Origin of the sequence: Moraxella catarrhalis (assembly GCF_001656295.1) — a bacterium.
Classification (GTDB): domain Bacteria; phylum Pseudomonadota; class Gammaproteobacteria; order Pseudomonadales; family Moraxellaceae; genus Moraxella; species Moraxella veridica.
In genome coordinates this window covers 271,578-289,062 of record NZ_LXHE01000002.1, presented here as the reverse complement: position 1 = coordinate 289,062, position 17,485 = coordinate 271,578, and the positions used below count along the sequence as shown (strand labels likewise).

Annotated in this window: 15 protein-coding genes and 1 pseudogene; 4 read left to right on the top strand and 12 right to left on the bottom strand. The window is 43.1% G+C overall.

Going from position 1 to position 17,485, the window contains the following annotated elements:
- Positions 1-86: 86 nt before the first annotated feature.
- Complete coding sequence (locus AO382_RS01365) at positions 87-899, bottom strand: hypothetical protein (RefSeq protein ID WP_064617520.1); 813 nt, start codon at positions 897-899, stop codon at positions 87-89.
- A gap of 29 nt (positions 900-928) precedes the next feature.
- Positions 929-1,657: a D-Ala-D-Ala carboxypeptidase family metallohydrolase gene (locus AO382_RS01360; RefSeq protein WP_227513594.1), complete on the bottom strand. Its 729-nt coding sequence runs from the start codon at positions 1,655-1,657 to the stop codon at positions 929-931.
- 474 nt (positions 1,658-2,131) lie between these two features.
- Between AO382_RS01360 and AO382_RS01355 the strand changes: the two genes are divergently transcribed.
- Positions 2,132-2,701, top strand: a complete 570-nt coding sequence (locus AO382_RS01355) for a septal ring lytic transglycosylase RlpA family protein (protein ID WP_064617516.1) — start codon at positions 2,132-2,134, stop codon at positions 2,699-2,701.
- 98 nt (positions 2,702-2,799) lie between these two features.
- Here AO382_RS01355 and AO382_RS01350 read toward each other — a convergent pair whose 3' ends face one another.
- The 5 genes from AO382_RS01350 to argC form a co-directional block, all read right to left on the bottom strand.
- Positions 2,800-3,540 carry an ABC transporter ATP-binding protein gene (locus AO382_RS01350; RefSeq protein ID WP_064617514.1) on the bottom strand — a complete coding sequence of 247 codons (741 nt, stop codon included), beginning with the start codon at positions 3,538-3,540 and terminating at the stop codon, positions 2,800-2,802.
- 10 nt (positions 3,541-3,550) lie between these two features.
- The gene (locus AO382_RS01345) at positions 3,551-4,540 is read right to left on the bottom strand and encodes an ABC transporter substrate-binding protein (RefSeq protein ID WP_064617512.1); all 990 of its coding nucleotides are present in this window, start codon (positions 4,538-4,540) and stop codon (positions 3,551-3,553) included.
- A gap of 2 nt (positions 4,541-4,542) precedes the next feature.
- On the bottom strand, positions 4,543-5,295 hold the full coding sequence (locus tag AO382_RS01340) for an ABC transporter permease (RefSeq protein WP_064617510.1): 753 nt from the start codon (positions 5,293-5,295) through the stop codon (positions 4,543-4,545).
- 152 nt (positions 5,296-5,447) lie between these two features.
- Positions 5,448-6,746 carry a S1C family serine protease gene (locus AO382_RS01335; protein ID WP_064617508.1) on the bottom strand — a complete coding sequence of 433 codons (1,299 nt, stop codon included), beginning with the start codon at positions 6,744-6,746 and terminating at the stop codon, positions 5,448-5,450.
- A 181-nt stretch (positions 6,747-6,927) separates the two neighbouring features.
- The gene (gene argC, locus AO382_RS01330) at positions 6,928-8,010 is read right to left on the bottom strand and encodes an N-acetyl-gamma-glutamyl-phosphate reductase (protein WP_064617506.1); all 1,083 of its coding nucleotides are present in this window, start codon (positions 8,008-8,010) and stop codon (positions 6,928-6,930) included.
- A 243-nt stretch (positions 8,011-8,253) separates the two neighbouring features.
- Between argC and AO382_RS01325 the strand changes: the two genes are divergently transcribed.
- Positions 8,254-9,531: an O-acetylhomoserine aminocarboxypropyltransferase/cysteine synthase family protein gene (locus AO382_RS01325; protein ID WP_064617504.1), complete on the top strand. Its 1,278-nt coding sequence runs from the start codon at positions 8,254-8,256 to the stop codon at positions 9,529-9,531.
- Positions 9,532-9,583: 52 nt separating this feature from the next.
- Here AO382_RS01325 and hemE read toward each other — a convergent pair whose 3' ends face one another.
- From hemE to cgtA, 3 genes are all read right to left on the bottom strand, one after another.
- Positions 9,584-10,657: a uroporphyrinogen decarboxylase gene (gene hemE / locus AO382_RS01320; protein ID WP_064617502.1), complete on the bottom strand. Its 1,074-nt coding sequence runs from the start codon at positions 10,655-10,657 to the stop codon at positions 9,584-9,586.
- Between the two features lie 92 nt (positions 10,658-10,749).
- On the bottom strand, positions 10,750-11,862 hold the full coding sequence (gene proB, locus AO382_RS01315) for a glutamate 5-kinase (protein ID WP_227513593.1): 1,113 nt from the start codon (positions 11,860-11,862) through the stop codon (positions 10,750-10,752).
- A 90-nt stretch (positions 11,863-11,952) separates the two neighbouring features.
- Positions 11,953-13,167: an Obg family GTPase CgtA gene (cgtA, locus tag AO382_RS01310; RefSeq protein ID WP_064617498.1), complete on the bottom strand. Its 1,215-nt coding sequence runs from the start codon at positions 13,165-13,167 to the stop codon at positions 11,953-11,955.
- 130 nt (positions 13,168-13,297) lie between these two features.
- Between cgtA and AO382_RS01305 the strand changes: the two genes are divergently transcribed.
- A complete protein-coding gene (locus AO382_RS01305; protein ID WP_064610771.1) occupies positions 13,298-13,819 on the top strand; it encodes a GNAT family N-acetyltransferase in 522 nt (173 codons plus the stop codon).
- Here the strand turns inward: AO382_RS01305 and AO382_RS10770 are convergent.
- Positions 13,791-13,979, bottom strand: a pseudogene (locus AO382_RS10770) (hypothetical protein); the annotation flags it as partial. The gene AO382_RS01305 and the pseudogene AO382_RS10770 overlap by 29 nt on opposite strands.
- Positions 13,980-14,315: 336 nt before the next feature.
- Between AO382_RS10770 and AO382_RS01300 the strand changes: the two are divergent.
- Positions 14,316-15,332, top strand: coding sequence for a DUF3427 domain-containing protein (locus tag AO382_RS01300; RefSeq protein ID WP_064617496.1), 1,017 nt, complete (start codon positions 14,316-14,318; stop codon positions 15,330-15,332).
- A gap of 13 nt (positions 15,333-15,345) precedes the next feature.
- On the opposite strand, the gene AO382_RS01295 is transcribed toward AO382_RS01300, so the two are convergent.
- Positions 15,346-17,376, bottom strand: coding sequence for a DNA/RNA helicase domain-containing protein (locus AO382_RS01295; RefSeq protein ID WP_064617494.1), 2,031 nt, complete (start codon positions 17,374-17,376; stop codon positions 15,346-15,348).
- Positions 17,377-17,485 lie beyond the last annotated feature (109 nt).

Here is a 17,485-nt window from a genome sequence, read left to right as displayed (position 1 = left end):
TTTCTCAGATTAGTCGCCTAAAATAGACCAATTCGGCATTGATTGGTCTATTTTATAGCGCTAAAACTATTCATCAAATTCATCATTCAGCGATGCAGCGCTTGCCAAAATGCTTTTTTTGCCGTGCCATCTAGCAGCATTTGGCTGATATGATGGTCGCTAATAAGCGTCAAATTTTGAATGCTCTCTAAATTCAGATAATCAGGCAAAGTTGTCAAAGGCGCAAGGTATTTTACCTGACCAGATTCACGCATGCACCCAAATATAAATCCTCTAAGACTGACATTTGCCAAAGACACAGAGTCACTTTCAGGATCATCCTCAAATAATGGATAGTCGAATTGTCTACTGATTAATGCAAGCTGATGCTGCTTTGCCTGACGAGTCAGTGACTGATGCAAAGACAGCCAAAGCTCACGCCCTGCCGTATCCAAAGCATCGACATCAGCCATAATTATCCAGCTTCTATATATCATGACTTTCACATGATATTCAAGGACCTTATCCTTCGGCTTAGATTCAGAAACCAGCTGATCTGCCTCCAAACGAACATCATTCGGTAGAGATTTCTGCTGCGATGTTTTGGCTTGTTGAGTCTTGAGTAGGGTATCGTTCACCTGCTTTGGACTGCGCCCAACTGGTGTTAGGGCTATCTTTGGTTGGGGATCCAAGCTTTGTATGATCGGTGGTATCGGCACTTCTGACTTCGGCGATAGCGACTGATGGGCAGGCGGCTGCATGGATGACATCGGCAAATCAGAGTCTTTGACATCAGCGCCCTCCATAGATGCACCAGACCAAGACGGCAGAGTCATCACATCAGCATGTCTTGGCGCCCACATGGTGATGCCAAGTTCAGTTAAGATGTGACGATTTTGAATAAGGCGCGTTGGCAACATAACTTATACCGCTGAAGATTAGCCAATGATTATAGCTTATTTTTCGGCAAGACATGACGACAAATAGAGTTTGTTTCAGAAAATTGAGCACCCCATTTTCTAAAGCCTTGGGTATCCAAATGGATGGCACCTGTGGCGTATAAACCCAGCCCAAAATTGTGGTTTTCGCCATGATCCAGCCAATACTGGCATAAGCGATTTTGGAGATCATACAGTGCTTGGCTTTGTATTTCAAAGTCAGGCACCCAAATATCAACGGCGCCATTGGTCAAATGCTTACTCATTGGCGCACCGCCAGCACATTGGTTGAGCTCAGGATTTCGATACACTGAGCGAATTTGGGTATTGTCTGGCAATATGCCTCTGCTCTTAAGATCTTGATATAACTGCAATGTCGGTACAATCTTATCCCAAAGGTGTGCAGGCGGCACCTGATAAGGTTCATGACCGCACGCCTGCCATGAGTGCGCAGTCGTTAGCAGCTGACTCATGGGTGGTACATGGTTACCAAGTTTTGATCGCAAATACGCCTGATACCTTGCCACCTCTTGCTCGGCGGTGTGATGCGTCTGCAGCCAAGCCTCAAAATGTGTCTGCAGCCCCACATCACTCACAGATTCATCATACTCATGCGTGTGCTGATCGCTCGTTTTGGCTTGAGTGATAACCACCGACGGCTTTTTTATCGGTGCTGCTTGCGGTTTGGTTGGTGTGGGCGTGCTGCAGGCCGCCAATGTACTTATGATAAGTATAAACAAAAAGCATTGATTCAAATTTTTCATCAATTCACCGCCAAATTAGTTGATCCATCACCGACAGGATACTCGATTGCTTGAAATTTAGCAAATCAACCCCATATTATAAAGGTATTATTGATAATATCAATAATTAATACCTGCTTGAAATTAAAGTTTGGTGCCATAGTGACTTGGATTAATATTTTTCTAAGATGCGATTTTTAGAATATTTATCCATATTTTGTACAAAATTTGAGCAATATCCGCCAAAACAGCGAATAATTGACCTTGTAATTTCAAAAAATAGTGCTAAGATAAGGTATTTGATGCGCACTACATCAATGAGCATTTTCTTTTATTAATTTTTATTGATACTGCATTGATCTTTTGAAGTGGTATTTTACATAATGTTTTGACTCTGATTTGTGCATACTTTGCTAAGTATGTTCCGATTTTTCAATCATTGTCAGAGTTTTCAACACTAAAGGTGTAACCATGAAAACAGTGAGCAAATCTTTACTTGGATTGGCGAGCATTACTTTAACCGCAAGTTTAAGCATGAATGCGCAAGCCGGCAATAATCCTGCCAATATTGACAATGTGCTACAGCAGCTCACCACGCAGCATAATAATGCATCAAGCTTGGTCAAGTCAGCGCGTCAGCCTGCGTCTTTGGCGCTTAACAGTCCAATGATTGCTCAATCTGCTAAATCCAAAAAAACCGATGAAGATATTCCTGTGCTTGATCGCTTGACAGCTGTCGCTTCAAGCACTGTCAATAAGTTCAAACAAAATGGCATCGCTTCGTGGTATGGTCGTCAGTTTCATGGTCGTAAAACTGCCAGTGGCGAAACCTTTGATATGAATGCCTTAACGGCAGCACACAGTAGCCTGCCAATGAATTGCCATGTCAGAGTGACCAATCGCGATAATGGCAAATCTGTGGTCGTCAAAATCAACGATCGACCCAAGACCAATCGTGTGCTTGATTTGTCTTATGGTGCTGCACAAGCCATTGGTATGACTGGTAATGTTGGTAATGTAACCATTGAGCGTATTGATTAATCATCTAAGCGATATAGATAACTAAAACCGGCTACTTCAGCCGGTTTTTTGATGTTGATTTGGCAAAAGTTAAATTATAATTTACCCAAAAGACATGCTTAATATCGAATGGCGGTTAAAATTTGCTGTTTTAGGGTTAAATATTCAGTAGATTGATAAAAATCCCGCTGTTTAGGTACCCAAAAATGATGCGTAAACATCGCTGGCATGCCTTTTAATACATAAATCTCATCAGATAAATAAATCGCTTCATCAATATCATGCGTGATGATCAGACAAGTCAGCTGATTGGCTTGGCGAAACTGCCCAAACCACTCGTGCATATCCGCCTTGGTCACAAAATCCAAGGCAGAAAATGGCTCATCAAGTAGCATCAGTTCACGATTAGATAAATAGGTGCGAAGTAATGCGGCTCGTTGACGCTGACCACCAGATAGCTGATTGGGATATTTTGCTACCAGTCCATCTAGCCCAAAAATCGCCAAATTCGGCTGAATGTGCGCTGCGATCTCTTGCTTGGTTTTATGCGACAACATCAATGGCAAAGCGATGTTATCATACACCGTCTTATAGGGCAGTAATAAATCTTTTTGGAGCATATAGCCCACATGCCCAGCTACGCCAGTGACATCGCTGCCATCGATCATCACTTGTCCATATTTGGGATGGATCAGACCAGCGGCGATATTAAATAGCGTGCTTTTACCGACGCCACTTGCACCGACGATGCTGACCACACTGCCTTGAGCGACTTTAAGATTCAGACCATCAAATAATGGCGTCTTGGCCTTCGTGGTGAAAGCGTGACCGATGTTTTTGAATTCAAGCTTTGGGTGCATGAGCGATAGATTACTGGGTCAAATAATCATTGGTCACGCCTGCTTTTGGTGTGAATTCATCCATCAAGCCTTTTTGATAAACCCAGTTAAAAAACCGATCCCAGCGATCATAGTCAAATCGCCCCCAATCGCCTTGCTCATCAAGATATTGCGGCGAGATATACGCTTGGCTTTTTTTGGCAAGTTCTACATTAATCTCTGGAGCATGCTTAACTAAGATTTCGGTGCTTTCATCTGGATGGTGAGCGGCATAGAGATAGCCTTGTTTGATCGCTGCCAAGGCTTTTTTGTACTTTTCAGGGTAGTTTTTTAGCTCATCATTATTTGCAATTAATAAAGGCGCATAATAATCAAAAACTGGATCGGCATCTTTTAAATAAAAAAAGTTCGTATCCACACCCTTGATACCAGCATGAATACCATCCCAGCTATAATACGCCATGATGTAGTCAAACTGATTCATGCGTAGTGCAGTCGTTGCGTCGGTGGATTCGCCAGGGATCTTATTAAGCGGTGCACCGACAACCTGCTCAACCACGGCATCATCGACAGGATCTTCCCATGTTGAGTAGCGTTTGCCCTGCAAATCTTGGGGTGTAACTGCACCAAGCTCGGCTAGCGATAGCAGTCCTGCGCTACTGTGCTGAGTGATCGCCGCCACAGCCGTGATTGGCTCGCCTTTATTCAGACGCTTAACCATATTCGGCTGAAAATAAACACCAAAATCTGCGCGTTTATTTGCAACCAAGGTTGACGTGCTGTCTTCGCTTGGCTGTACGATCTTGGCATCAAAACCCGCTTCTTTAAAATAACCTTGATCAAGTGCAACATATAGCCCTGTATGATTGGTATTTGGCACCCAGTCTAGTGCAATAATCAACTCTTGAAGTTTTGGCTCATTGCCTGATTGCCCATTTGAACAAGCAGTCATTAATGAGGCTAATACGGCTACCAAGGTAATGCCAACGCCAACCAGTGGTCGAAAACAGAATATTTTCATTATTATTCCTTATATTGATAATCAAGCGCGCGGCGCTCCAGCCATTTGACCAGTGCGATCAGCGCCAATGTCAAAAAACTGATCAAAAAAATCACCGCAAACATATTGTCAAGCTCATACGACTTACGCACTCGGGTCATATACACACCCAACCCATGATAGCCCCCAAGCCATTCTGCCACCACCGCCGAAATCAGGGCATAGCTGAGCGCAACTTTCAAACCCGTAAAAAAATATCCCATTGCCGAGGGAATCTTAAGATGACGATAGGTTTGATAGGTATTGGCTTTCATAGAGCGAAATAAATTTAACTCATCCTTACTAACAGAACGATAGCCATCAAGCAGTGCAATGGTCATCGGAAAAAACACCGACAACACCACCAAAACCACCTTGGGCAAGATACCATAGCCAAGCCAAATGACCAAAAGTGGTGCGATAGCGATGGTCGGAATGGTTTGATTTAGCAGTATCAGCGGATACACACTTTGGCGAAAACCGCGCGACAAATCCATTAAAATCGACAGCACAAAACTTAACGCCAAACCAATGACAGTCCCGATAAAGGCAGTGGCTAAAGTGTATTTGGCATGATGTGCCAACAGATTGGCATCATCGATGAGTGCTTGTAAAATTTGCCAAGGACTTGGCAAAAGATAATCTGGCAGCATACCTACTGCCACCACAAATTGCCAAATGACCAAAATAATCAGCACTAAGCTGTATTGGCAAATCAATGTGATCAAATGGTGCATAAATCAGCTATAAAAGTCAGATAATGGGCTATTTTAGCATACCCGCCCAACCGTGCAAATAAAAACTTAATGCGTCATGCTTGATTGTTTTAATATAAACCTTGGTAAGCTAGATTTGCCTAGATTTACCCAGGTTTAAATATTAAATTGCATCATTGTGGTGTGCCATGCAGGGACTCTAGCTCTTGCAATAGTTGTTCAAGCTGTGTACTTTGTCTTGACTGACTGGGCGAGTTTTGTATAGGTTGGCTTAATGTGTCTGAGCTTGGTCGCTCGGCTAATACCACCTGTACAGTCATCGGTCTCTGATCACGCATAATATCAACAGTCAGCTGACTGCCAGGTGCTTTATGAGCGACGACACCGACAAGCTCATTGATACTGGTAATTTGCACGCCATCAATACGCACAATTTTATCACCAGATTTTAAGCCTGCATGCTCTGCTGGACTATTCTGCCAAACTTGACGAATAATAACATTTGAACGACTCTCAATATTTGTAGGATCATCTGCCATACGCACCATTTCAATCCCCATCCAGCCACGGCTAACTTTACCTGTGGTGATGAGTGATGTCATGACTTGCTGGACAATTTGATTGGGAATGGCAAAACCAATACCCATCGAACCGCCAGAGCGTGAATAAATCGCCGTATTAATCCCAATCAAAGCACCATTAGCATCAACCAAAGCACCGCCAGAGTTCCCTGGATTAATTGCTGCATCTGTTTGGATAAAATCCTCAAAACTACTGACACCGATACCAGTGCGTCCTGTCGCAGAAATGATGCCTTGGGTAACTGTTTGACCAACGCCAAATGGGTTACCGATTGCCAGTGATACATCACCAACACGAATTGGCTCAGCACGAAATGCCATTGGTACAAGATTATCCAGCTCAACCTTAATCACCGCCAAATCACTGTCTGCATCACTACCGATAACGGTAGCGCGTGCTTTACGACCATCATTTAGTGCCACTGTAATCTCATCAGCACCGTTAATCACATGGGCATTAGTCACGATATAGCCTTCGCTAGACACCACCACACCTGAGCCTAGATTTACGCCTTGATGTGGTGCTCCACCATAATAACGCTCCAAAAATTGCTGCAATACAGGATCGTTTGAATATAGTTGACGGTGTGCATTTTGGGTGGTATAAATATTCACTACCGACTGGGCAGCTCGGTTTACTGCTTCATAATATGACGCAATTGGTGCAGGTGTATCAGGATGTACTCTTGTGCTGTCATCAGCGATGGTAGGTTGCCACTCCTGTTCATTGGGCGCACTCACGGCAGGCAGCTGTTCTGATGGCTTGGTTACCACGCCTGGATTCATCACCAAATAGCCAATAATAACCGCAAATACAGCCAATAAAAGCCATGAAACAATCAGTAAAACGCCGATGCCTGACTGATGATGAAAACGCGTATTTGTCTGCATATATACCTTTAAAATTATGCTTTATTGGGTGTTGGATGGGATCACGGCGAGATTTTAGCACACAAATATTGCCCATTTATTTGGGCACTGTTGAATAATGCTAATAAAATTCACCATAGTTTACAAGTAATTTATCGAATCACTATGTCAGCACAAGCCGCTGATCAATAATACACCCTAATCAAGGTGTTACCGGCACCAGATCCAGACCTGTCGTCTCATCAAAACCAAACATGATATTCATATTTTGTACCGCTTGCCCTGCTGCACCTTTGACCAGATTGTCTTGCACCACGATTATCGTTAAGACATCCAGATCGTGATGAATACTGATACGAAGCTTATTAGATGCTCGAGCCGAACGCGTATCAGGGAATACTCCTTTTGGTAGCACATCAATAAAATATTCATCTTGATAAGCGCGCTCAAAAATCTCCTGCCAATTCAAAGCTGCGCCCTGATCACTCAAAGGAACATGAATGGTGCTCAGCATACCACGAATCATAGGCACCAGATGCGGTACAAAACGGATTTTGACTGGGAGTTTTGCTGATAAAATCTCATTCATGCCTTGTGCGATCTCTGGTGTATGACGATGTCCTGTCACACCATAAGCACTAAAATTATCTGCCGTTTCAGCATAGCTGATCGACAGCTTACCTTGTCTGCCTGCACCTGAGATCCCCGATTTGGCATCTATGATGATGCGTCCATCAATCAGGGCGTCAGCATGGGTATTCATGGCGTCAATCACTGGCTTAAGACCCAAAATTGCCGTCGTCGGGTAGCAGCCTGGATTAGCGATTACTTGAGCAGCAGCGATGTGCTCGCGATTGACCTCCGATAAGCCATAAACCGATTGAGATAAAATCTCTGGGCAAGTGTGCGCCATGCCGTACCATTCTTCAAAATCATCAAGCGACTGCAAACGAAAATCCGCACCCAAATCAATGACTTTTACGCCCGCTGCCACAAGCTTGGGAGTATGCGCCATCGCAACCCCATGCGGCGTCGCAAAAAATACCAAATCACACGCCTTTGCCATCTGATCCATGACAGCGTCCGTCATGTCACTGAAGACCACATCACACACGCCGCGCAAGCTTGGGAAAATCTCACTGACAGCGCGCCCTGCTTCACTTCTTGAAGTTAAATACTGAATGCTTGCGTTCGGATGACGGCTTAAGATTCGCAGAAGCTCGACGCCTGTATAGCCTGTTCCACCAACGATGCCGATGTTGATTGTTTGCTCAATCGCGCTCATGAATCCACCCCTTAAAATATTAAAAAATCAACTTGCCATCTTAGCTGAAACACGCCTGAATTGCAAATGACTGATCGAAGATGGAGCGATCATTTTAAATGAATAATGACTGCATAAATTGAGCATTGATTGATAAGTATACGTCATAAATTTGTGATACAATCAAGCCTTATTGATTATTTTTATAAAAATATCACAACCAATTAATAATATCTTAATATATTCATCAAGCAAGGAGCAAAAATGAGTTATCGTGACGAAACCTTAGCCATTCATGCAGGCTATCACCCTGAGCCGACCACCAAATCTGTGGCGGTGCCGATTTATCAGACCACTTCTTACGCCTTTGATAATACGCAGCATGGCGCGGATTTATTTGATCTAAAAGTGCAAGGCAATATCTATACGCGCATCATGAACCCAACCACCGCAGTGCTTGAGGAGCGCATCGCAGCCCTTGAAGGCGGTATTGGCGCACTTGCGCTTGCTTCTGGTATGTCTGCCATTACTTATGCCATCCAAACCATTGCTGAAGCAGGAGATAATATCGTCTCGGTGTCACAGCTGTATGGCGGGACTTATAATTTATTTGCTCATACCTTACCAAAACAGGGTATCCAAGTGCGCTTTTTTGATGGTAATTATCCCGAAAGTCTGCGTGATAAAATAGACGACAAAACCAAGCTTGTCTTTTTGGAGTCTATCGGTAATCCTTTGGGAAATATTGTGGACTTAGAAGCTGTGGCGAATATTGCTCATGAATATGGCGTGCCTGTGGTCGTCGATAATACCGTCGCTACACCAGTGCTACTAAAGCCTTTTGAGCATGGCGCAGATATCGTGATTCATTCTTTGACCAAATATATCGGCGGTCACGGTACAAGTGTCGGCGGTGCCATCATTGATAGCGGTAAATTTCCTTGGGGCAATTATCCTGAGCGATTCAAATCGCTGAATACACCCGATCCAAGCTATCACGGCGTCAATTATGTAGAAGCACTGGGTGCAGCTGCCTACATCGCGCGTGCTAGAGTCGTACCACTACGCAATACTGGCGCCGCCCTCAGTCCGATGAACGCCTTTTTGATCTTACAAGGCTTAGAAACCTTGAGCCTGCGCATGGAGCGTCATACCCAAAACGCCTTAGCAGTCGCCAAATATCTACAAGAACACCCCAAAGTAAGTTGGGTAAATTATGCTGGTCTCTCCACCCATCCTCAGCACGATTTGGCGAATAAGTATCTGGATGGCAAGCCTTCGGCGATTTTATCTTTTGGTGTTAAGGACGGTCGTAGTGGCGGCACGCGTTTCATTGATGCCCTGCAGCTAATCACTCGCTTGGTAAACATCGGCGATGCCAAGAGCCTAGCCTGCCACCCGGCAACCACCACGCACCGCCAGCTCAGTGATGATGAACTTAAAGCGGCTGGTGTCAGTGATGACATGGTTAGGCTCTCAATCGGCATTGAGCATATTGATGACTTGATCGCTGATTTAGAGCAAGCCTTAGAGCAAGTATAATAATTAATAAAATCCCCTAAGTGATATACTTAGGGGATTTTGATTCAGGTGATTAAATCTGATAATCATGCACCGCATCAATAAATACTTTGGCATGTTCAGGATTTGACCACTGCGTGATGCCATGCCCAAAGTTGGCAATATACCCTGTTTTATCAAGCACATAAGCATCATCAAGCATACGACGAACCTCACTGCGTATCATCTCAGGTGAACCAAAAATCGTGGTCGGATCCAAGTTACCTTGCAGCGCTTTTTTAACATTTAAAGCGTGCAAAGTATGGCGCGCCTTATCCAAAGGCATTGTCCAATCAAGTCCCAGTGCATCAGCTTGGCTGTCTGCTTGAACATCAAGCCAAAGCCCGCCACCTTTGGTGAATAAGACCACAGGCACATCAGGATGGATGGCTTTTAGGCGTGCCACGATATCGCGATTATAAGCATGACTAAATTCAGCAAACTGGCGATGACCAAGCGCACCACCCCAACTGTCAAAAATCTGCACAATCTGCGCACCTGCCACAATCTGCGCATCCAAATAATCCACCACTGCATCCGTAATCTTAGCAAGCAGTGCATGTAAAAGCTCAGGTGTGGCATACATCATATGCTTGGTGTGACGAAAATCACGACTAGAGCCGCCCTCCACCATATAAGTCGCCAACGTCCACGGACTGCCACTAAAACCAAACAAAGGCACCTGACCATTTAGCGCCGTGCGAATGCTTGTCACCGCTTTCATGACATAATCAAGCGATGAGTTCATGTCAATCTTTGGCAAAGCGGCAATCTGCGCTTCTGTACGCACCGTTTTGGTCAGCTTTGGACCTTCACCTTCTGCAAAGTACAAGCCCAAATCAAACGCATCTGGAATGGTCAAGATATCACTAAACAAGATGGCGGCATCCAACTCAAATCGGCGTAAAGGCTGCAAAGTGACTTCGGTTGCCTTATCGGTATCCTTGCATAGGCTCAAAAAATCACCCGCCTGCGCACGCACTTCTTTATATTCTGGTAAATAACGCCCTGCTTGGCGCATCATCCATACAGGCGTCGTATCCACAGGTAAGAATTTTAGCGCTCGTAGTAGGCGGTCATTTTTTAGGGGGGCGAACTGTACTGTCATAACTGTCTCTATCAATTTGTTTTTGGGTTTGACTGACTGAATTTGTCAAATCATTTAAGTCAAAAAATCACTGTCTGTTTTATTGTATAAAGTCATAAAATTGCCATATCATCACGGTGTACCATGACGGATTTTTCGTCAACGCCATGCAGGATTTTGGGAATCTCGGTAGATTTTTTTTGGACGATCTTTTTGGCATCTGTTGACGAAAAACCCACTTGACCAACAGCGATACGAGTTTTGTTTTTATCAATAATCTCAACCACATCGCCATCATCAAATACGCCATGAACCTCAACCACACCAATCGGTAGCAAGCTTTTGTGGTTGGTGGTGATGGCAGCTTTAGCGCCATCATCCACAATCAAGGTACCTGCCATGCGGATATGAGCCGCCAGCCACTGCTTGCGCGCGATCAGCTTATCTTTACTGTCAGTTGTCAGGCGTGTGCCGATACGCTCACCTGCCGCCAAGCGGATTATCACATCATCAACTTTGCCGTTAGCGATGACGGTTTGGCATTGACCCATCGCCGCCAAGCGTGCGGCTCGAATCTTAGTAAGCATGCCGCCGCTGCCCCATTTACCGCCATCACCCGCCACCTCAAACAAATAATCCGCCATGGCGCGCTCTTGACTGATGAGCGTTGCATTTGGATTATTTCTAGGATTATCGGTAAACACGCCATCTTGATCGGTCAAAATGATATAAAAATCAGCATGAACCATCGCTGCTGCCATCGCACCTAAGCTGTCATTATCACCAAATTTGATCTCATCAAAACTGATGGTGTCATTTTCATTGATGACAGGCACCACACCCCAGTCAAGTAGCTGACCGATGGTTTGAGAGATATTTAAATAGCGTGAGCGATTCGTCAAATCATCATGCGTCAAAAGCACTTGCGAGGACTGAACGCCTTTTTGGATCAGCGCTTGCCACCAAGTTTCAATGAGCCCCATTTGACCAATTGAGGCACAGGCTTGCAAGGCTTCTAGCTTTTTTGGGCGTTCAGGCAAATTCATGCGTACCACACCTTCTGCCACAGCCCCACTTGATACCAAAACCACTTCAATACCTTTGGCGTGCAGAATCGAGATTTGGCGCGCCCACTCATAAATGGCGGTTCGATCCAGTCCGCGACCATTATTAGTCAATAAAGATGAACCGATTTTGACGACGACACGGCGTAATTTAGTTTTCAAGACACTTCTCAAATAAAAAAGCAGTAGGATGCTAAAGACGCATCCATAAAACGCTGATAAAACCTAAAAGTCTATGATAAAAGCCCACTATTAATAGGGCGCATACTCGACCGCGACATCATAATCGTCATCATTCCAATCATCATCGTCATCACCATCACCGCCCTCACGCTGTGCTTTACGCATCGCACGATAAGCCTCTTTTTGGATTTCGGTATTATGACGCACTTCTTCTTCTAGTCGTGCAAAACGAGCCGCCTGCTCTTCGGCGAACATCGGATCTTCAAGCTCGCGCTCGCGCTCATCTTCGATCGCTTGCATTAGATGATGCTTGACCGCTTCCACACCCTCGCCAGTCAAAGTCGAAGTACGAAACACCATGCCTGTCCAACCAAGACGCGCCAAGATATCAGTACAAACGGCATTGTGTTCTTCTTCAGGGATTTGGTCAATTTTATTTAATACCAAAACCTGCGGCAGCTGTGATAATTCATGTGAAAACTTCGCCAATTCATTTAAGATGATTTCGGCATTTGCCACAGGATCTGAACCATCAATCGGCTTGACATCGACGATGTGCAGCAACCGACGGGTACGCGCCACATGCTTTAAGAAACGAATGCCAAGACCTGCACCGTCGGACGCCCCTTCGATCAGACCTGGAATATCCGCCATCACAAAAGACTGGTGCGACCCCACATCCACCACACCTAAGTTTGGGACAAGTGTCGTAAAAGGATAATCGGCAACCTTAGGGCGGGCGGCAGAGACTTGGCGAATAAAGGTAGATTTGCCTGCATTGGGTAAGCCGATCAAACCGACATCCGCGACGACCTTAAGCTCAAGCTTGATATTTTTAGCTTCACCTGGAAAGCCTGGAGTAGCTTTACGAGGCGCTTGGTTGGTTGATGATTTAAAGCGGGTGTTACCAAAGCCACCATCACCCCCTTTGGCGATTAAGATTTTTTGACCTCTTTCGGTCAAATCTCCAATCACCACATCCAAATCGGTGTCAATAATCGTTGTTCCAATCGGCACTGCCAAATAAACATCATCAGCACCCTTGCCCGAACAGTTTTTACTGCCGCCATTTTCGCCGCGGCGCGCCTCAAACTTACGAGTGTAGCGATAATCCACCAAGGTGTTGGTATTGTCATCGGCAATGGCATAGACATCACCGCCTTTTCCGCCATCACCACCATCTGGTCCGCCTTTGGGGACAAATTTTTCACGGCGAAAGCTGACTATTCCGTTGCCGCCATCACCTGCCTTGACGCTGATTACAGCTTCATCAATAAAACGCATAATTTTGCTCAAATTTTAGTTAATTGGTGAATATTGTAGCACAAATTGCCCAATGATTGAAAAATAACAAAACACAAAATCATTTATGCGGTAAAATAAAACCCATCATAACAAAGTTTAAGGAATGATCATGCCTAAGATTTCACTCATTGCACCGACACTCGCCCATCAGTCGCAGATTTTATCACTTGCCAAAGCCTTTGATGACAAGGGCTTGGTGCTGCATGGCGCATCGCTTTCGCTGTTTGATCGTTATGAAGATTGGCTAGATTTTGCTCATGCACCTGCAGGCACGCCTGCGCCCAATGAAGCGTTTTTTAAAGTCGCGGATGCTACTTTTTTGGGTGTGGATGAGCTTGGGCGAGTGCTTGGCATCATCAATGTACGGTATGAGCTGAATGACTTCTTAAAAGCGCAAGGCGGAAACATCGGCTATAGCACCCATCCAGATCATTGGGGTCAGAGCATCGCCAGTCAAATGCTTAAGCTTGCCTTAACACATTGCCAAGAAAAAGGCTTAACACAGGTGCTAATCACCTGCGATGACACCAATTTAGCATCAGCCAAAGTCATCGAAAATCAAGGCGGCATTTTGGCAGATAAGCTAAGTGTCAATGACAAAATTACTCGCCGATATTGGATTCAGTTTTGAAAATCCAAATTGTATTATTAAGACCTATCCAATTGAACTTACAGCGAATAATAGTACAAGCTAGGTAAAGCGTAGAGTTAAAATTGCGTGCTAGCTTTCCATAAGGTGTTGCTATACTGCGAAAATGCTTTAATCAAGCGAACATATTTTCAACTAAATGAAGTCATTGATAAAACCTATTGAAAAAGCTATAGATGAATTACTGTTATTTATTAGATGCAAATTATACTTGAACGATATCTATGAAGTACAAATAGAGCGATGCTATTATTTAGCTGATCCATTCCCTCCCCCTTCTCATTATAGTCAGCGAATGATTAAACTGCTACGGTTTTGTGCTCCGAAGCGGTAGTATAAGTAAAATCTGTCGTCGGCTATCTTGTAGCTATTTTAGATTTCTTTGATTATAATAGTAAGTTAATGTGTTAAAAATAAGAAATCGTATGTACATATTAATCTATGTCACTGATAGTGAGCTTTGATAACAAGGTGCTATATGAAAAAACTAGAATTGGGTGAACTCTACAACAGAGAAGATGTGCATAAGTTATTTGGGGGAGACTCAAAGTTCACACCAGGGGCTGGAACTTGGGGTATCAGTGGTATGCTTCGGACTCATCAAGATGATTTAAGCTGGGTATTCTATGTCACGCTAGGTCATAGAGAAGGTGAGCATCAGTTTGACGAGAGGATTTCTCACAAAGGTGTTTTAACGTGGCAATCGCAACCGAGTAAACATCTTGGCAGTAGGGAAATTATAGATCTAATTAATTTTGATGCTGATAAACATAGCATATATTTATTTTTAAGGCAAAATAAGAAAGAGAATTATCGATATCTAGGCCGATTAAGCTATCTATCGCATGATCCTGATCAAGAGAAGCCAGTTTATTTTGAGTGGCAGCTTATTGATTGGGATAACGTAAAAAATTTAAACTTCGTGAAAAACCTATCTGGTTATAAAAGCAGTGGCCTAAAGGCTGAGTCAGATAATAAGAAATCAGGACTAATAAAAACTCCAAGACCCGCTGCGAAGAAGAAAACAAGCAGTGAAGCTAAGAGTTATTTTTTAGTAACACCTCCAGGATCAATAGATCTAACTATTGAGCGCCAAAAGCAGATAGGTTCTTTAGGTGAGGAGTTGGTAGTAGAAGAAGAAAAAAGATTACTTGAATCATTAGGTAGGCAGGATCTAGCAGGTTCTGTAGAGCACAGCTCTAAGTTGATAGGCGACGGCTTGGGTTACGATATTAAGTCATATAACTCAGATGGCACTCCAAAATACATTGAGGTGAAGACGACTACACAAAGTGCAAATGCAGATTTTTACATCTCTACCAGGGAGCTTGCTGCTGCTGAACGTTATAAAGAGAACTATATCATCTATAGAGTTTATGACTTAGATGAGAAAGTACGTGCAGCAAAATTCTATACTATTAGTGCTAGTGAGCTATTAGATAGCTCACTACACGACATGATACCGACTGAATACAGAGTCAGATTAAAAGCTTAATCTACTTCTATTTCTAGTTGGAAGCTAATTTTGGGACGCCACACCTGATAAATAGCTGCTGTAACAGTTGGTCGTCTATAAAGACTATGGTGGCATCACGACCACGAGTTAATAAAACACGGTAGGTGTTCTTAATTAGCTGCTTTGGGTTTTGTGCATCTTTATCACGCTCTTTATAAGTATTAGGTTTATGCTGCCAATTATTATTCTGGTATATCAAATCATCACCCCATTCAACTAGCGCCATATCAAGCTCTAAACCCTGGCATTCATATTCTGTAGCAGCATAAACCAAGCAATTAGAATAGCGTTCTTCGTGTTGTTGCCAACGCATAAAGTCCTCAGCCTCTAAGTTGTTTTCTCTACTATTTAAGCCTCTTAGCTCGCGATAATTGTGATATATGACATAGTCCGGCACCTTATAAAAAGTAGTTTTAGTAAACACTTTAAAATGTTTGGGTTTGGTGGATGTCGTCGAATACAAGGCACCATACTGAAAGCGACCGTCTTCTGTTTTAATATTGCTGGCATACCCAGTTAAAGTTGATTTGGCTGCTTTTATGCTATCAGTCCATCTAAATAAATACTTATCTTTTATCAGTGAGAAGTACTGAGCTGCTTGGGCAAACTCCCCTTCTAAAAAGCTGTTGATAAACTTGTGATATTGATGTGCATCATGATTACGTAATGCGCTATTAAGAAAAAGATGATCAGAGTTATCTAGATACACGTTCGCGGGCATGTTACTTTGAAAGTGAATGAGGTCTGTTGGCGATCCATGGACATAATAGCCAATTTGTTTATTAATACTTACCTGTCTTACAGCATTGGCCCACAGCTCTAGACCAGCCTCTTCGCCACCTTTAATCTCTTGGCCTTGACCAATGAGCGCAACAGTGACACTCCATTGTTGCGTTACGCGGCTTGCAATATCTAATATAATATCAGGCTCAGACATCGAGACGTTATTAAACGTATGGTTAACTTTGTTTTCATCCCAAGCTCTCTGAGCCTCATCAAATATGAAAATATTTTCATAGGGGGTCTGGGTTGCATTATTAGACAGTGGCTTATACTCGTTTTTAAACTTATATAGATGCTGCACAAATGTATCATTTGTTAGGTTCGCTAGTACATCAACCAAAGGTCTATTACCCGATAAGAATACTGCCTGCCCTGGATTAATATGCTGACTATAGTCTTTATGAGCTATTTTCAAACCTAAAAATGTTTTGCCAGATCCAGGCTCACCATGAACTAAAACTAAATGATGCGTTCTATCGTTCTGAGCTTTTTCAATAATACTTTCAACCTGCTCCAAAACATTATAGAAGTTACTACTTTCAACAGTAGATATACGCGGTATATCACGATTATGAAATAATATTCTTGCGCTATGCACGATAGCTGGCGAGGGTATGTATTGTGAGTCCAGGAATTGAAGTAATAATTCTTTAGAGCTGCTTTTATTCAACTTAACTGTCGATGAGAGAGGGTTTGGACAAGATACAGTCTCTTTTAAGATTTCTAATAAGCAATAACGGCCAACAATAGTTAGGTCATGCTCGTTATCTACATAGTATGAATCATCCCATGAGGGATGAACAGATATTAAAATACCTTCAATATTGCTAACATAATCATGGGTAAAGCTATGGTAATAGCTTAGTTTTTGTAAATATACTCTAAGCTGCCACTTTTCATTCTCTTGTAGGTTGGGATGACTCTTGAACTCTATGACTTTTAAATCTATTCTGCCAGAATCACGCTTTTGAATAATAATTACATCTGGTCGAGACAAGCCACTTCTAGGTAGTATGTACTCAAATATTATTAGGTCATCAGGATAAGGGTAATTGGCTAAACACCCCTTAAGATAACTGAAGCTATCTTGCCAAGCATAAATTTGAGACTTTATTTGCTCTGCTGTCTCATTGTAGTGAAGAGTGTAAAACTTAATACAAGAGTCAACAATAACTGTTGTTTCAGTATTGCAAAATTCAGATATAGAGCCAGCCCAACCGCACTTTTTATGATTAATCATGCATTGTCCATAATGTGTTGTGAGTAGAATTAATATAACTTAGATAGAAGCAAGTCAATTTTTAACTGAGCTTGTTGACAGTTTCTTTTCTGATATTGATATTGATATT

What these genes read in the sequence shown, in the direction of transcription:
- cgtA (WP_064617498.1), bottom strand. Translation starts at nt 13,167, where the DNA reads ATGCGTTTTATTGATGAAGCTGTAATCAGCGTCAAGGCAGGTGATGGC.
- AO382_RS01325 (WP_064617504.1), top strand. Translation starts at nt 8,254, where the DNA reads ATGAGTTATCGTGACGAAACCTTAGCCATTCATGCAGGCTATCACCCT.
- AO382_RS01335 (WP_064617508.1), bottom strand. Translation starts at nt 6,746, where the DNA reads ATGCAGACAAATACGCGTTTTCATCATCAGTCAGGCATCGGCGTTTTA.
- AO382_RS01340 (WP_064617510.1), bottom strand. Translation starts at nt 5,295, where the DNA reads ATGCACCATTTGATCACATTGATTTGCCAATACAGCTTAGTGCTGATT.
- hemE (WP_064617502.1), bottom strand. Translation starts at nt 10,657, where the DNA reads ATGACAGTACAGTTCGCCCCCCTAAAAAATGACCGCCTACTACGAGCG.
- AO382_RS01295 (WP_064617494.1), bottom strand. Translation starts at nt 17,376, where the DNA reads ATGATTAATCATAAAAAGTGCGGTTGGGCTGGCTCTATATCTGAATTT.
- AO382_RS01345 (WP_064617512.1), bottom strand. Translation starts at nt 4,540, where the DNA reads ATGAAAATATTCTGTTTTCGACCACTGGTTGGCGTTGGCATTACCTTG.
- AO382_RS01365 (WP_064617520.1), bottom strand. Translation starts at nt 899, where the DNA reads ATGTTGCCAACGCGCCTTATTCAAAATCGTCACATCTTAACTGAACTT.
- AO382_RS01305 (WP_064610771.1), top strand. Translation starts at nt 13,298, where the DNA reads ATGCCTAAGATTTCACTCATTGCACCGACACTCGCCCATCAGTCGCAG.
- AO382_RS01355 (WP_064617516.1), top strand. Translation starts at nt 2,132, where the DNA reads ATGAAAACAGTGAGCAAATCTTTACTTGGATTGGCGAGCATTACTTTA.
- AO382_RS01350 (WP_064617514.1), bottom strand. Translation starts at nt 3,540, where the DNA reads ATGCACCCAAAGCTTGAATTCAAAAACATCGGTCACGCTTTCACCACG.
- argC (WP_064617506.1), bottom strand. Translation starts at nt 8,010, where the DNA reads ATGAGCGCGATTGAGCAAACAATCAACATCGGCATCGTTGGTGGAACA.
- AO382_RS01300 (WP_064617496.1), top strand. Translation starts at nt 14,316, where the DNA reads ATGAAAAAACTAGAATTGGGTGAACTCTACAACAGAGAAGATGTGCAT.